General features: G+C 67.5%; 12 protein-coding genes and 2 pseudogenes. 9 read left to right on the top strand and 5 right to left on the bottom strand.

The genetic code is table 11. From position 1 onward, the window contains the following. Positions 1-9: 9 nt before the first annotated feature. Positions 10-1,398 carry a DUF2252 domain-containing protein gene (locus tag ACIP5Y_RS12525; protein WP_400349880.1) on the bottom strand — a complete coding sequence of 463 codons (1,389 nt, stop codon included), beginning with the start codon at positions 1,396-1,398 and terminating at the stop codon, positions 10-12. Between the two features lie 81 nt (positions 1,399-1,479). On the opposite strand from ACIP5Y_RS12525, the gene ACIP5Y_RS12520 reads away from it, so the two are divergent. Continuing rightward, on the top strand, positions 1,480-1,836 hold the full coding sequence (locus ACIP5Y_RS12520) for an immunity 51 family protein (protein WP_400349879.1): 357 nt from the start codon (positions 1,480-1,482) through the stop codon (positions 1,834-1,836). Here the strand turns inward: ACIP5Y_RS12520 and ACIP5Y_RS12515 are convergent. The 3 genes from ACIP5Y_RS12515 to ACIP5Y_RS12505 all read right to left on the bottom strand — a co-directional run bounded on the left by ACIP5Y_RS12515 (position 1,776) and on the right by ACIP5Y_RS12505 (position 4,984). Continuing rightward, a complete protein-coding gene (locus ACIP5Y_RS12515; protein ID WP_400349878.1) occupies positions 1,776-3,371 on the bottom strand; it encodes an FAD-dependent monooxygenase in 1,596 nt (531 codons plus the stop codon). The genes ACIP5Y_RS12520 and ACIP5Y_RS12515 overlap by 61 nt on opposite strands. Before the next feature lie 44 nt (positions 3,372-3,415). After that, positions 3,416-4,042: a TetR/AcrR family transcriptional regulator gene (locus ACIP5Y_RS12510; protein WP_400349877.1), complete on the bottom strand. Its 627-nt coding sequence runs from the start codon at positions 4,040-4,042 to the stop codon at positions 3,416-3,418. A 69-nt stretch (positions 4,043-4,111) separates the two neighbouring features. After that, entirely contained in the window at positions 4,112-4,984 is an 873-nt protein-coding gene (locus ACIP5Y_RS12505) for an esterase/lipase family protein (protein WP_400349876.1), read from the bottom strand. A gap of 209 nt (positions 4,985-5,193) precedes the next feature. Here ACIP5Y_RS12505 and ACIP5Y_RS12500 point away from each other — a divergent pair, with 209 nt between their 5' ends. Continuing rightward, positions 5,194-6,069, top strand: a complete 876-nt coding sequence (locus ACIP5Y_RS12500; protein WP_400349875.1) for a DMT family transporter — start codon at positions 5,194-5,196, stop codon at positions 6,067-6,069. Positions 6,070-6,075: 6 nt separating this feature from the next. Here ACIP5Y_RS12500 and ACIP5Y_RS12495 read toward each other — a convergent pair whose 3' ends face one another. After that, complete coding sequence (locus ACIP5Y_RS12495; RefSeq protein ID WP_400349874.1) at positions 6,076-7,287, bottom strand: AI-2E family transporter; 1,212 nt, start codon at positions 7,285-7,287, stop codon at positions 6,076-6,078. 172 nt (positions 7,288-7,459) lie between these two features. Between ACIP5Y_RS12495 and ACIP5Y_RS12490 the strand changes: the two genes are divergently transcribed. The 7 genes and pseudogenes from ACIP5Y_RS12490 (at position 7,460) to ACIP5Y_RS12460 (ending at position 14,323) form a co-directional block, all read left to right on the top strand. Continuing rightward, a complete protein-coding gene (locus ACIP5Y_RS12490; protein ID WP_400349873.1) occupies positions 7,460-8,119 on the top strand; it encodes a phosphate signaling complex PhoU family protein in 660 nt (219 codons plus the stop codon). Between the two features lie 121 nt (positions 8,120-8,240). Continuing rightward, positions 8,241-10,709, top strand: a complete 2,469-nt coding sequence (locus ACIP5Y_RS12485; RefSeq protein ID WP_400349872.1) for an MFS transporter — start codon at positions 8,241-8,243, stop codon at positions 10,707-10,709. A 113-nt stretch (positions 10,710-10,822) separates the two neighbouring features. Then, the gene (locus tag ACIP5Y_RS12480) at positions 10,823-11,713 is read left to right on the top strand and encodes an SGNH/GDSL hydrolase family protein (protein WP_400349871.1); all 891 of its coding nucleotides are present in this window, start codon (positions 10,823-10,825) and stop codon (positions 11,711-11,713) included. 152 nt (positions 11,714-11,865) lie between these two features. Next, positions 11,866-12,606 (top strand): annotated as a pseudogene (locus ACIP5Y_RS12475) (GTP-binding protein); the annotation flags it as partial. Continuing rightward, positions 12,537-13,445 (top strand): annotated as a pseudogene (locus ACIP5Y_RS12470) (hypothetical protein); the annotation flags it as partial. The pseudogenes ACIP5Y_RS12475 and ACIP5Y_RS12470, both read left to right, overlap by 70 nt. Before the next feature lie 33 nt (positions 13,446-13,478). Continuing rightward, positions 13,479-13,769, top strand: a complete 291-nt coding sequence (locus ACIP5Y_RS12465; protein ID WP_400351246.1) for a hypothetical protein — start codon at positions 13,479-13,481, stop codon at positions 13,767-13,769. Between the two features lie 8 nt (positions 13,770-13,777). Continuing rightward, positions 13,778-14,323 (top strand): GNAT family N-acetyltransferase, encoded by a 546-nt coding sequence (locus ACIP5Y_RS12460; RefSeq protein ID WP_400349870.1) that lies wholly within the window; start codon positions 13,778-13,780, stop codon positions 14,321-14,323. Positions 14,324-14,370: the final 47 nt, after the last annotated feature.

The following is a 14,370-nucleotide window of genomic DNA, read 5'->3' as shown; positions in this document are numbered from 1 at the left end:
GGACATTTGTCAGTTGTCCTGACCCTTTCCGTCTGCTTCACCGGCCTGCACGCGCCCCAGATCGATGGCCTCCAGCAGTCGTTCGTGATCCGCCACCGTCTGCGCGGCGTAGGCGAGCGCGAATTCACCCATGGCCTTGTCGAATACGTCACCGCTGCCCAGATACGCGGCAATGGCGACCCGATCACCCGACCGCGCGTGCCCGCGCGCCAGCGTGAGCCCGCACAGTCCCGCGTACTGCTGCAGCTGTGCCGCCGTCATGTCCTCGATCGTCAAGGAGCCCTTCATATCTCGCAGCTGCCGCCAGTAGTAGAACAGCCCGTCCGGCCCGGTCGCCCAGCCCAGGAAGATATCGCCCGCGGACTGCGTGAGCCGCTGCCCGTGCACCACCCGATGCCCTTGATGCTTGAACACGCTGGACCGGAGATGTTGCGCCAGCACCGAATTCTCGGCCTGCTTGACCTGGAGGAACAGTGGATCGCCGGTAGTACGCCCGGACAGCAGCGCAATGAAGCACCGCGTCCCCACACTCCCCACGCCGACGACCTTCATGGCCAGATCGCGCAGCCGGTACCGATCGAGCAGCACCCGCCGTTCCTCGGGCAGCGTGGCCCGATAGTCGGAGAGCACCGAGTCCAGCGAGAACTGCTCCCAGTCCGGCACCGGAAGCACCAGCGGCGGATCTTGTTTGATGCGCGGCTCGCCACCGGGCCCGGGTTCGGTCAGCTTGTCCAGTGCCTGCATGCTGGTGCGATTCCGCGCCTTGGTGATGACCTTGGTCGCCAGCTTCCGATCCTCCGGCCGCAGCAACTGTTCCACCTGCGTGGCATCGACCATCTCGTACCAGACATCGGTCTCGCCGAGCTCGGCCAGCCGCGTCATGGACTCCCGATACGCGGTCGCCGAAGCGACCGCCGCCTGCCGCGCCTCCTCGTCGGTGAACCCATTGGCCTGCGCCGCCACCGCCACACTCGCGGCCAGCCGCTTCACATCCCACTCGAACGGCCCAGGCAATGTCTCGTCGAAGTCGTTCACATCGAACACCAGCGCCCGCTCCGGCGAAGCGAACAGCCCGAAGTTCGACAGATGCGCATCCCCGCACAGCTGCACCGTCAGCCCGGTATTCGCCCCGGCGGCAAGGTCCGCCGCCATGATGGCCGGCGCCCCGCGATAGAACGGAAACCGTCCCGCCGCCATCCGCGCGTACCGGATGGGAACCAACTCCGGCACGCGTGTGCTCGCCTGTCGCTCCAGAATCGAGATGGGATCTTCCCGGTCCGCCCCGGCCTCCCACTGTCCCAGCGCAGACCGGGGCGCCAGTTTCCGTGCAGCCCGCCCTACCTCGGCCGACGACTCATCGACAGCCCCGGCAACAGCTTCAGCATCCGAAGTCGACATGCTGCGGGACTCTAGTTGCTGAACCGCTCGATCCCGGTTTCTTCGCCGCGGCCTGTCGGTGCCGGCTTGTAAGTTCGGCTTGTGACTGATCGCGAGACCTTCGCCCCGTTGGTGTTCTTCGAATACGACCACAAACCGGGACACTTCTGTCTGCTGCTCTCGGATAATCACATGCTCGCGACCGAGGCCGTCTTCGCCGAATTCGGTTATGACGGCAATGGTTACGGGTGGGCCGGGGTGGCCCGGGCAGCGGTGAGCACGGAGGGGCCCGCGGCGGCCGAGGTGGTGAAATTCGATCCCGAGGCCGGAACGTTCGTCGCGTATGGGGAGGACGCGGAAGCGCTACGGCGGCTCGGGATCGTATTGCAGGAGGCGCTTCAGGATCCGACGGTGCTGCGCAGGCTCATCGCGGCCGGTGATCCCGAATGGTTCGACTGACCGAACCAGCGGGTCAGGGCCGTATGCAGGCCGATCGCGGTGGTTTCGGTGAAATCGTCCGCGGCCCAGGCGATGTAGCCGTCCGGCCGGATCAGCAGGGCGGCCGCCGGGGGAGTGGAGGAGGTCGCCGTGACGAGGCGGACGCGGTCGGACCAGCCCGCGGCGGTTTCGGCGATCTTCGGGTTCATGCCGTAGTCGATGAGCAGCGGGCGCGCCTGGTGCATGAGCTCGGCGATTCGTACTGTGCTGCCGTCGATTCCGGCGGACAGCTCCGGCATCAGGTGGCCCGAGAGTGGGTGGCTGTCGCCGATGTCGTAGCGAGTATCGGAGCCGGCCATCAGGTTTGCGATGTGGGATTGGACGGCCGGGAGTTCGAGAAGCTCACCGAAAAGCGCTCGTAGTGCGGTGATTTCCGGTCCGGGGCCGACGAGCGCCGACTGGCCGAGTGAATGCATGACAACCCGTTCGGCGAGGGGGTGCCGTTCGGATTCGTAGGTGTCGAGCAGGCCTTCGGGCGCCCAGCCGTTCAGGGTCGCGGCGAGTTTCCAGCCGAGGTTGACCGCGTCCTGCAGGCCCAGGTTGAGTCCGGGCCCGCCCATGGCGGAGTGCACGTGCGCGGCGTCGCCGAGCAGTAGCACATTGCCCGACCGGTAGTGCTCGGCCACCCGGGTGTTCTGGCCGACGGTGCGGCGCAGGGCGAACGGGCCGGGGCCGGTGGGGGGTTTCATCGGGAGCGTGGTGCCGAGCACGCGTTCGACGGCCGAGCGCAGTTCCTCGAAGCTCATCGGTGCGTCGTCGTCGATGGTGTCGCCGCCGTCGTGTTCACTGACGCCGATCAGGGGCGGTTGTCCGGGATGGATTGCGGCATAGACGAACAGGCCGTTCTCGAGCCGGGTATGCCCCAGGGGGAACCTCCCGACTCCGGGGATATCGATGCCGCCGTCGGGAGTGCGCATGTGGTCGGGGATCTCGGCGTGTCCGACACGGGTGATGTGCGCGGTGCTGGTGTAGCCGGGGAAGTCGATGCCGGTTTGCTTGCGGACCACGCTCTTTCCACCGTCCGCGCCGACCAGGTAGCGGGCATCCAGGGCATACGGTCCGTCGGGTCCTGCCACTCGGATGGTCACCCCGTCGGGAGTGTGCTGAAAATCGGTGAGGGCGTTGCCCCATCGGATCTCGACTCCGAGGTTCATCGCGTGCTGCACCATGCGCCGCACCAGATCGGGTTGTGGAATCGGCAGTATGCGAATCGGATTCGGTTGCACAGCAGTGAGTTTCAGTGGAAATGCGCCGAAGATGTACATCGGTATGGGTTCCGGCGCGCCGGTGTTCCCGGTGAGTTCGGTGTAGAGACCGCGCATGTCGAGCAGCCGGACCACCTCGCCGAGCAGGCCGTTGGCCTTGGGTTCGCGGCTGGGTTCCGGGAGAGCGTCCAGCACCACCGGCCGAATTCCGGCTAGTTTCAGTTCGCAGGCGAGCATGAGCCCATTGGGTCCGGCGCCGGAAATGACTACGTCATAGATGTTTTCGGGCATGACAAATACACCTCTCGGGAGCGAGGGTTATGCGGTGATCGGCCTTAGCGTCGGTGCTGTGCCGAGGGATCGGGCAGCCCGGCCGCCAAGGCGGTCAGGGCTTCCCGAAGCAGGGAGACGACTGTGATGGCCGGATCCGTCCGGACATAGGTATCGACGGCGGCCTGGAAAGCGGCGACGACCGCTCCCGCCGCCAGCCGTGGGTACAGGTCGTGTTCGGGATCGGTGCCGGTGCGTTCGGCGATGGCGGCGATCAGTTCGTCCATGACGCCGCGCAGGAGCAAGAGTGGAATGTCCTGTGAGGCAAGCAGTTTGCGCACCTCGACGAGCTGTTCGGGTGTCGGTAGGGGCCCGCCCGCACCGTCGTCTTCGAGGGGGCGGAGAACAGCCGCGGTGAGCGCCGTCCACAGCGGCTCGCCGGCCGGCCGCTCACGCAGCAGTCGGCTGCTGGTGTGGAAGCGCTCCACCTGCCGGTAGACGAGGGCCTCGTACTTGCTGGAGAAGTAGTTGTTGAAGGTGCGGACCGAGACCCCGGCGCGGGCCGCGATGTCCTCGCGGACCACGTTCTCCAGCCCGCGTTCGAACATCAGCTCCAGCGCCGCGTCGCTGAGGGCGCGACGGGTGTCGAGCTTCTTGCGTTCGCGGAGGCTGAGTGATTGTTCGTCCGGCATGGCTCAAGTATGCGTGAAACGTGCCCAGTGGGCAAGATTTCCCGGTAGGAAAAATTGCCCGACGGGAAATTACTTGGAAAACAGCTGGTCGAGCACCCAGTGGTCGGCATCGGGTTGCATCGGCAAGGTGGCGTGACCCGCCACGCCCGCCGCCGGATACCTGTCCTCGAAGAACTCGTTCAGCACGCCCGGCTCCTCGATGAACGACGCCGTTCCGGGCGGTGTGAGCACCTGATCGCCCCGGGTCGCGAGCACCGCGTACCGCACACCGGGCCGCGTGACCCCGCCCGCGAGCACCTCGCGCGTCACCTCGGATCCGGCCAGGCAGTCCAGCGCACCCCGCATTCCCGCGAAAACCGTGTCGCGCAAGGGGTTCGCCACATCCTGAATGAGCTCGGCCGGGCCGCCCGGTACACCCGGGATATCCAGCCCCGCGACCAGCGTCGCCCCGGTGGTCCCCCGGGTGACCGGCGCGAGCTGCACCATGCGCCGCACCTGCGAATCCCCGTGCAGCAGTTTGACGTAATAGTCGGCCACCAGCGCCCCCGACGAGTGCGCGACGATATCGACCCGGGCCGCGCCGGTAGCCGCCAGCACCTTGTCGACGAATGCCCCCACCTGCCGCGCCGATTCCGGCACGGGCGCCGCCGCGTGCACCGGCCCGATGATCCCGTACCCGAAGATGAGCGGGCACCCGCCCGCCGCGCGAATGCCCGCGGTGATGCCGGCCAGCTGTTTCTCCAGCGTCGCGCCGATATCCCCGACCCCGCCGAAACCGCCCAGCAGCACAACCGGATTCGGCCGGTCCGGTCCCGCCGCGCAGTCGATCGCGGGTTCGAGGGTGCCCGCTGCCGATCCGGGTGCGGCCGCCGCCGGGGCGGCGCAGAGCGGGAGCAGGACCGCGGCCAGCAGGGCGCACGCGTGAATACGCAACTCGCGCAAGGACTGTCTCCTTCATCGGGTCGATCGAACGCACCGGACGGGTGCTCCGGGGGCGTCGGACAGTTCTTCGGGGACGCGCGGGGTTCGGATGCCCGACCGGGCAGTTCTGTCCGTTTTTGCCCATGCCGCCGTGTCGGTGCCGTGGCTTATCCTCCGAAGCGTCGGAATGAATGCTGGGATGAATTACCCGGAGCGATCGGGAGTGGGCTGTGAGTAAGCGTGGCTGGCTGTTGTTCCTGGCCATGGGCGTCATCTGGGGTATCCCGTACGCCATGATCCGGGTCGCGGTGCGGGACTTCGATCCGGTGGTGGTGGCCTTCGGCCGCACCTTCCTCGGTGCGCTGGTGCTGCTGCCGGTCGCCTTGTACACCAAGGGCCTGCTACCCGCGCTGCGCCGCTGGCGCTGGGTACTGCTCTATACCCTCGTCGAGGTCACGGGTCCGTGGCTGCTCATCGGGCACGCGGAGACCAAGCTGACGAGCTCCACCGTCGGCCTGCTCATCGCGGCGGTACCGCTGGTCACCATCCTCATCGTCACCCGCCTCGGGCACGAGCGCCTGGACCGCCGCCGGATCCTCGGGCTGCTGGTGGGTTTCGGCGGGGTGGCCGCGCTGGTCGGCCTGGACGTCGACATGTCGGATGTCGGAGCGCTGGCGGCCATCGGCGTCAGCGTGCTCGGGTACGCCGTGGGCGCGATCCTGATCGGCCGCAAGCTCGGTGATCTGCCGCCGATCGGTGTGGCGGCCGCTTCGCTCATCTTCGCGGCGGTCATCTACGCGCCGTTCACGCTGTGGCGCATGCCGGCTCACTATCCCGCCGCGCCGACCTGGTCGGTGGTTGGCCTCGGTCTGGTGTGCACGGCGCTGGCCTTCGTGGTGTTCTTCGCGCTCATCAGCGAGGTCGGCCCGTCCCGCGCCACCGTGTTCACCTACATCAATCCCGCTGTGGCGCTGCTGATCGGCGTCACCCTGCTACACGAGCCGCTGAGCGCGGGCATGGCGATCGGCTTCCCGCTGGTCATTCTGGGTTCGATCCTGGGCACGGTGCGGGCCCGGCCGGAGGTGAAGGAGCCGGCGCCGGCCTGAGCGGGGTCAGGGCTTCGCGGCGGGAGTCTTCTTGTCCTTCTTGCGGGTTCCCGCGCGCTCGATGCGCGGGTCCTCGGCCACCCGGTACCGCTTCACGTACTCGCCGAGGAAGGCCTGCACGGTGGCGGTGGCCGGGATGGCCAGCAGCGCGCCCACCGCGCCGAGCAGCGCGCCGCCCACGATGACGGAGAGCAGGGCCACCGCGGGGTTCACGTCCACGGTGCGGGCGGTGATGCGCGGTTGCAGGACGTAGTCCTGGATCCACTGGTAGACCACCACGAAGATGATGATCCAGACCGCGTCGATGGGCCGGACGGTGAGCGCCACCAGGATCGGCAGGATGCCGGCTATATAGGTTCCGATGGTCGGCACGAAGCTCGCCACCACGCCGAACCAGACGCCCAGCGCGAGCGCGTTCGGAATGCCCAGCAGCGCAAGGAAAGCCCAGTGCGCGACGGAGGAGATGACCGCCAGCAGCGCCCGTGAGTACAGATATCCGCCGGTCTTCTCGATGGCCAGGTCCCAGGCGTGCAGCACCGCGCCCTGTTTGGCGGGTGGCAGTACCGAGCACAGGGCGCGCCGCAGTTTCGGCCCGTCGGCGGTCATGTACACGCTGAACAGCGCGATGGTGACGAACTTGGCGAGCCCGCCGAGCACGGTGCTGGACAGTCCCCACACATTGCCGGCCGCCTTCCCGGCGTACGAGTTGATGATGTCGGAATCCTTGAACAGCCTGTCGCGCAGCTGATCCAGGGTGAGGTCCTTGTGGAAGGTGTGGTTGATCCAGCTGATGAGTTCGTCCAGCAGCCGGGGGAGTTCGCCGACCACATTGGACACGGTCTCCACCAGCAGCACGCCGAGGGTGGCGATGAACCCTGCCGTGCAGGCGAACACGAGCACGAAGACGAAGGTGACGGCGAGCCCGCGGTTCAGTCCCCTTGCGGCCAATACGTCGACGGCCGGCTCCATGGCGAGGGAGACGAAGAAGGCGACGGTCATCATCACGGCGATGCCGATCAGCCGCGACGCGGCCCAATTCGCCAGCTCGAACACGCCGACCAGGGCGAGCGCCAGCACCATGGCGCGCGGTAGCCACGCGGGCATGTGAGTACCCGGTGCTGTGGTTCCGCTATCGGATGGCGCGGTATCGGCGGTGGTCGCGCCGCTGTTGTCCGGTTGCTGCCCGGGCTGCTCGGCAGGGGATTCGGAGTCTGCCACCGCCCCAGTGTCGGTTACCGCGAAGTGTTTGCCGGGGCGACGCACCGGGCGCTCCACCGCAATTATCGTGCCGGTTGGTTTGTATTTACCGAAAATAACCGAGAGCCTTTCGGGCCGAAAGGTTTTCCCACGATATTGTGCAGGTATGCGGGCGGGCGGCCAAGATATGCGAGTGCGGACGAAATTCTCCATCGAGCTCATGGCGTTGACCGATGAGTTGGCGCATATGGCGCGCCTGACGCAGGAGGCGGCCGAGCGCGGCGCGGCGGCGCTGACAGGCGCCGATCTCACCGCTGCCTACGAGGTGTTCGCGCTCGAGGAGCAGGTTCAGGTCGAGCACGCCAAGTGTGAGGACCGCTCGGTCATTCTGCTCGCCCTGGAAGCGCCGGTGGCCCGGGACCTACGGCACGTGGTCACCGCCATGCAGATTGCCGACGATCTGCTCGCGGTGAGCGGCGCGCTCAGCCGCGTCGCCGATGTCGTGGTGCGCCGCTACCCGAATCCGGTTGCGCCGCAGCATGTCATCGCACTGCTGTCGGAGATCGCGGATGCCGTGATACATCTGGTCGACCATTCGGTGAGAGTCATTGCCGCACAGAATCCGCCGCGCGACCGGGTGCTGATCCCGCGCGACGAGAACCTGGACCGGCTGCGGGTGCAATTGCTCGAGATAGCGGCCGATGACGGCTGGGATCACGGGCCCGCCATGGCCATCGATATCGCGCTGCTCGCGCATCACTACGAGCGCTGTGCCGACCATTGCGTGCGTATCGGCCGGCTCATTCGCTTCTTCCACACCGGTATTCCGCTCTACGCACAAGTGGAGGCGTAACCACCACCTGCCGCAGGGGTCCTGGATAGGCGGGGGTAAGCTGCCCGAATTGCTTCATGGCGAGGTCTTTTCGAGTAGCACCGCACCTACGGACAGCCGAATTCCGACAAGGGCCCCAAACATGACGAATACCACCACTCATGCGCCGATCGCTCAACCGGTGCGGGTTCCGCCCGCGCCGGCTCCCGCGACGGAAACGACACTGTCGCACCGGCAGATCATGACGGTGCTGTCCGGTCTACTGCTCGGCGTATTCCTGGCCGCACTGGACCAGAACATCGTGAGCGTCGCGATCGTGCGCATCGCCAACAGCCTGCACGGCTTCGACAAGCAGGCCTGGGCCACCACCGCGTATCTGATCACCGCCACCATCAGCACGCCGCTGTACGGCAAGCTCGCCGACATCTACGGCCGAAAACCCTTTTATCTCATTGCCATCGGCATCTTCGTGATCGGCTCGGTGGCCTGCACCTTCGCCACCTCCATGTACCAGCTCGCGGGATTCCGGGCCTTCCAGGGCATCGGCGCGGGCGGGCTCATGTCGCTGGCCTTCACCATTATCGGCGATATCGTGCCGCCCCGTGAAAGAGTCAGATACCAGGGCTATTTCATGATGGTGTTCGGCATTGCCACCGTGCTCGGGCCGGTGCTGGGCGGCTTCTTCTCCAATGCCGACCACATCTTCCATCTGGCCGGCTGGCGCTGGGTATTCCTGGTGAACGTGCCCATCGGCGTGCTCGCACTGATCGTGGTGGCCCGAGTCCTGAACGTGCCCTTCCAAAGACAGCCGCACCGCACCGATTGGCCCGGCGCACTCGCGCTCACCATTGCGACCGTGCCGCTGCTCGTCATTGCCCAGCAGGGCCGGGAATGGGGTTGGCAGTCGCATCGCGCGCTGCTCTGTTACGGCATTGCCGCGGCCGGAATGGTGCTGTTCCTCATTGTCGAGTTCCTCATGAAGGACTCCGCGCTGATTCCGCTGCGGCTGTTCCGGAGTGGCACCTTCAGCATCTCGATTCTGGGCGGCTTCATCGTCGGTGTCGCCATGTTCGGCGCAATCGTGCTGGTGCCGCTGTACTTCCAGGTGATACGCGGGTATTCGCCCACCAAGGCCGGGCTTTTCATGCTGCCGCTGGTGCTGGGCATCATGGTGGGTGCGCAGGTCGCGGGCTGGATCACCAAGTCCACCGGGCGGTACAAGGTATTCCCGGTGCTCGGCTCGGCCATCATCGCCGCGGGTGCGTTGCTGTTCGCGCTGGTGCGCTTGGAGACTCCGCTGTGGCAGCCGCTGTTGTACTGCGGCGTCATCGGTTTGGGGCTCGGCGGATGCATGCAGACGCTGATCATCGCGGCGCAGAACGCCGGACCGCGCGCCGATATGGGCGTGTCAACCGCGGCGGCAACGTTCTTCCGGCAGATGGGCGGCACGCTCGGCGTCGCGATCTTCCTGACCATTCTGTTCAACCTGCTGCCGCACAAGATCCTCGACGCCTTCGGCGGGCAGTTGCCGCCGGGTCTCTCGCCCGCGCAGCTGGGGCTGATCCAGAGCAATACCAGCGTGATCTCCTCGCTCCCCGAGCAGCTGCGCGAACCCATCCTGACCGGCTTCACGCATTCCATGAGCATCGTGTTCGCGGTGGCCGCGGGAGTGTCGGTGCTGGCCGCCGTGGTGCTCATGTTCATGAAAGAGATTCCGCTGCAGGACGGTCCGCCGTCCGCCCCCGAAGAGGCGATCGAGGAGGCCGAGCCGGAACCGGTGGCGGACGCCGAGGAGCTGCGGATCATCGAGCCGCCCGGATTGTTCGTGTCCGGTCTCATTCACCGTGAGGACGGCCAGTCGGTGCCCGATGCGGTGCTGACCCTCATCGATCAACGCGGACGCCAGGTTTCGCGCGCGATCGCCGAACCCGACGGCGGCTACATCATCGGCGTGCCGCGCGCGGGCGGGTATGTGCTCATCGTGTCGGCACACGGCTATCAGCCCGCGGCCGTCAGCCTCGCGGTCGGCCGTCGCCCGCAGGAGCTGGATGTCGCGCTGTCGGGTTCCGGCGAGGTGTCGGGGGTGGTGCGCTCGGCGGGACGTGGTGTGCCGCTGGGGGATGCGACGGTCACCCTGACCGATGCCTACGGCGATGTGGTCGGGTCGGCGGTCACCACCGCCGACGGCGTGTTCTCCTGCCGCGGCGTGCTGGCGGGCACCTACACGCTGGTCGCGACCGCCGCGCACATGCGGCCGAGCGCCATCACCCTTACCGTGCCCGACAGCGGAATGCTGCGCCACGACATCGAATTGAGCCAGCGCGCGGTGCTGGCCGGGGTGGCCTGCAACGAGGACGGTCTCGCGATCCCCGACGCCCAGATCACCGTGCTGGACGAGGGCGGCGATCTGGTCGCCACCACCCGCACCGACCATGCGGGCCGCTACAGCGTGCCCGATCTGGTCGAAGGCAGGTACACGATCATGGCGCGCGGTTATCCGCCGGTTTTCAGCCGGGTCTCAGTAGCCGACGGCGAGGTCGCGCACGATGTGCTGCTCGGTTACGAGCGGGTCGAGTCGATCCAGGGTCTGGCGTCGGCCGAGCAAAGTTAATGGTCGGTAGCTGTTTCCCGGTTCGGCGCGCAAATTCACCTACTACCTGTTAGGTTTTCGGCGCTGAACACGGCCCGGCGCGGAATGCCGGGCCGATCCCGGGGAGACCACGCATGAAGATCGCACGCGCACTCTTGACCGCCGCGCTGGCCGCGGCCGTACCCGCCGGAGCCGCTCAGGCCGATCCGGCCGACACCCCGCCCACGGTGAACGAGTATGTCGCCCTGGGCGATTCGTGGGCCGCCGACGCCACCCTGAGCCAGATCACCACCGCCTCCACCCCGTTCGGCTGCGTGCAGAGCAGCCACGACTACGCCAAACAGGTCGCGGCGGCCCTGTCCGTCCCGGTCTTCCGCGACGCCACCTGCGGCGGCGCCACCACGGTGAACATGCTGAACCCGCAGTCCAGCCCGGTCGGCGTCAATCCGCCGCAGTTCGACCGGCTCACCCCGTCGACCGATCTGGTCACCCTCGGAATCGGCGGCAATGACGCCGATCTGGCCGCCACCGTCACCGACTGCCTCACCATCGATCCGGCCGTCAGCCCCTGCCTGGAGAAGAACGTCGTGCACGGCGTCGACCTCATGTCGCAGAAGATCGCCGCCGCCGCACCCAAGGTCGCCGCCACCATCGCCGGCATTCGCGAACGGGCGCCGCACGCCCGCATCCTGCTGCTCGACTACTTCGAGGGCATCGGCACCGACGGCGGCTGCTTCCCGCAGATCCCCATCTCCGAGGCCGACGCAATCTGGCTGGGGCAGAAGCTTCTCGAAATCGACCACATGCTCACCCGCGTCGCCGCCCGAACCGGCATCCAGCTGGTCGACACCTACGACGGCAGCGCCGGCCACGACGCCTGCCGGCCGGTCGGCACCCGCTGGGTGGAGGGCCTGGTCCCGTACTCCGGCGACCCGGTCGGCCTCGCCGTCCCCTTCCACCCCAATCAGCTCGGCGCCGACTACCAGGCCCGCCGCCTCCTCGAAGCCATCGACTCCCCGCGGTAGCGGCCCGGCGCCGAAAATCGGTTGCGCCTCGGCGGCCGGGAAACCATGCTGCCGAGGACCGTGCCGATGCCGACCAGGAGTTGCGATGCGCCGATTCTTCGAAACACCTCAGCCCTCCCACCGGACTGTGACTTTCGAGGACTTCGGCATCCATGCACCCGCTCCGCACCCTCAATATCGGGATTCTCGCCCATGTCGACGCAGGTAAAACCAGCCTGACCGAGCGTCTGCTGTTCGATACCGGCGTCATTCACACGCTCGGCAGCGTCGACGCCGGGACCATCCGCACCGATACCTCGGCCATCGAACGCCGGCGCGGTATCACCGTGCGCTCCGCTGTCGTCTCGTTCACGCACCGAGGCCGGCAGGTCAATGTCATCGATACGCCCGGTCACGCCGATTTCGTGGCCGAGGTCGAACGCGCGCTCGGCGTGCTCGATGCCGCGGTGCTGGTGATATCTGCCGTCGAAGGCGTGCAACCACACACCCGGTTGCTGTCGCGGACCTTGCGCGCCATGCGTGTGCCGACCCTGATCTTCGTCAACAAGATCGATCGGCGGGGTGCGCGCACCGAGGAGCTGCTCGCCGATATCCGGCGGCGGCTCACGCCGAACGTGCTCGCCATGACGGACGTGCACGGGATCGGAACGCCTGCGGCGCAAGCTGTTCCGCGCACCCTGCGGACCCCGGGCTTCGGCGACGCCATCGCCGAACGGCTCGCCGAAGTCGATGACCGGGTACTGAGCCGGGTGGTGGACGGGCCCCCGCTCACCGACGGCGAACTCGCGCGCATGCTGGCCGAGCAGACCGCCGACGCGCAGCTGTGCCCGGTCTACTTCGGCTCGGCCCGGTCCGGCGAAGGCATTGCCGCACTGCTGGACGGGATCACCGAACTGCTGCCCCCGGATCCGGACGCCGCCGATCCGGAGTCACCGCACGGCACCGTGTTCGCGCTCGAACGCTCGCCGTCCGGGGCGAAAACGGCTTATCTGCGGCTGTTTTCCGGCAGCCTCGCCGCCCGTGGGCAGGTGACTCTGGAACGTCGCGAGCACGATGGGACGCCACACCGCTACCGAGGACGGATCACCTCGCTGCGGGTCATCGGCGGCACAGATGCCGAGGAGCTGACCGCCGGCAATATCGGGATGATCACCGGTCCTGCGGACATCCGGGTCGGCGACCGGCTCGCCGGCACCGATTCCACTGCACCCGAGCACTTTTCGCCACCCATCCTGCGCACCGAGGTCCGGGCCCGCACCGGGCGCGACGCCGATCTGCATCGAGCGCTGCAATTGCTGACCGAGCAGGACCCGCTGCTGCACGTGCGCACCGAACCCGGCGGCGCCACCTCGATCCTGCTCTACGGCGAGGTGCAGAAGCAGATCATCGCCGCCACCCTCGGCGAGGAGTTCGGCATCGACGCCGAATTCCGGGACAGCGAACCGATCTGCCTCGAACGCGTCAGCGGAACCGGCACGGCCGTCGAGGAAATGGGCTTCCGCGCGCCGAGCCCGAACGGCTACTGGGCCACCATCGGCCTGCGCGTCGCGCCCTCCCCGCCGGTGCGGGCGTGCGCTTCCACTACGAGACCGAACTCGGCGCCCTGCCGCGCGCCTTCCACGACGCCATCGAGCAGTCGGTCCGCGCCCGGCTCCGGCACGGCCCGCGCGGCTGGGAGATCACCGACTGCGCCGTCACCCTCACCCATAGCGGATTCGTCGGCCCCCTCAGCACGGCGGCGGACTTCCGCACCCTCACCCCGCTGGTGCTCGACCGCGCCCTGCGAGCGGCCGGAACCCAGCTGCTAGAACCCTGCCATGACTTCGAAATCTCCACGCCTACAGCGGCACTCGCCCAGGTCGCCGCCGCCTTGGCGGCCCTGGGCGCCGACATCCGGAACACCACGACGGACTCCGCCACCGGCCTGCTCCTCGGCGCCATCCCCGTACGACACGTCCACACCGCCCAGCAGCAACTGACGAACCTCACCCACGGCGAGGGCGGCTGGCAATCCGAACTCTCCGGCTACCGCCCGATCAGCGCTCGGGTGCCATGATGTCGCTTGTGATCTGGCCTATCTCCCTACCCGCGGCCCGTCTCGAGGACGGCGCGGTGTCCCTGCGCGAGTACAGCTCCGCCGATGCGCAGGGACTGTTCGAAGCGATCCGCGATGAGCGCGTGTGGGAACACATTCCACGCGAGATTCCCCGCGACGCCGAGGAATTGGATGCGGGGATAAGGGCCAAACTGGGCGACCTTCAGCGGCTGACGTTCACCGTCCGCAGCGGCGAGCGCATCGTCGGCACCACGTCGATCATGTACGACCGATCCGCACCCGACGGCGTGGAAATCGGCGCCACACAGTTCGATCCGGCGGTGTGGGGGACGGGCGTCAATGCGCGGGCGAAGAAGGTACTCCTGCGCGAGCTGTTCGCGCAGGGAGTGCAGTGGGTTCAGCTCCGCACCGATGAGCGCAATGCCCGTTCGGCCGCGGCCATCCGGAAGCTCGGCGCCACGGATCTCGGTGTCCGGCAGGACACCCTGGTCCGCCGGGACGGCACCACCCGGCGCAGTCACTTCTTCCGCCTGGACCGCCCGGTCACGGAATAGCCCGAACGATCCGCGGGGTCCTCGCACATTCCCCAATCCGCTACGGG

The organism is Nocardia sp. NPDC088792 (genome assembly GCF_044750615.1).
Taxonomy (GTDB): domain Bacteria; phylum Actinomycetota; class Actinomycetes; order Mycobacteriales; family Mycobacteriaceae; genus Nocardia.
Note: the sequence above shows the minus strand (reverse complement) of the source record. Positions and strands in the feature narration are given on the sequence as shown.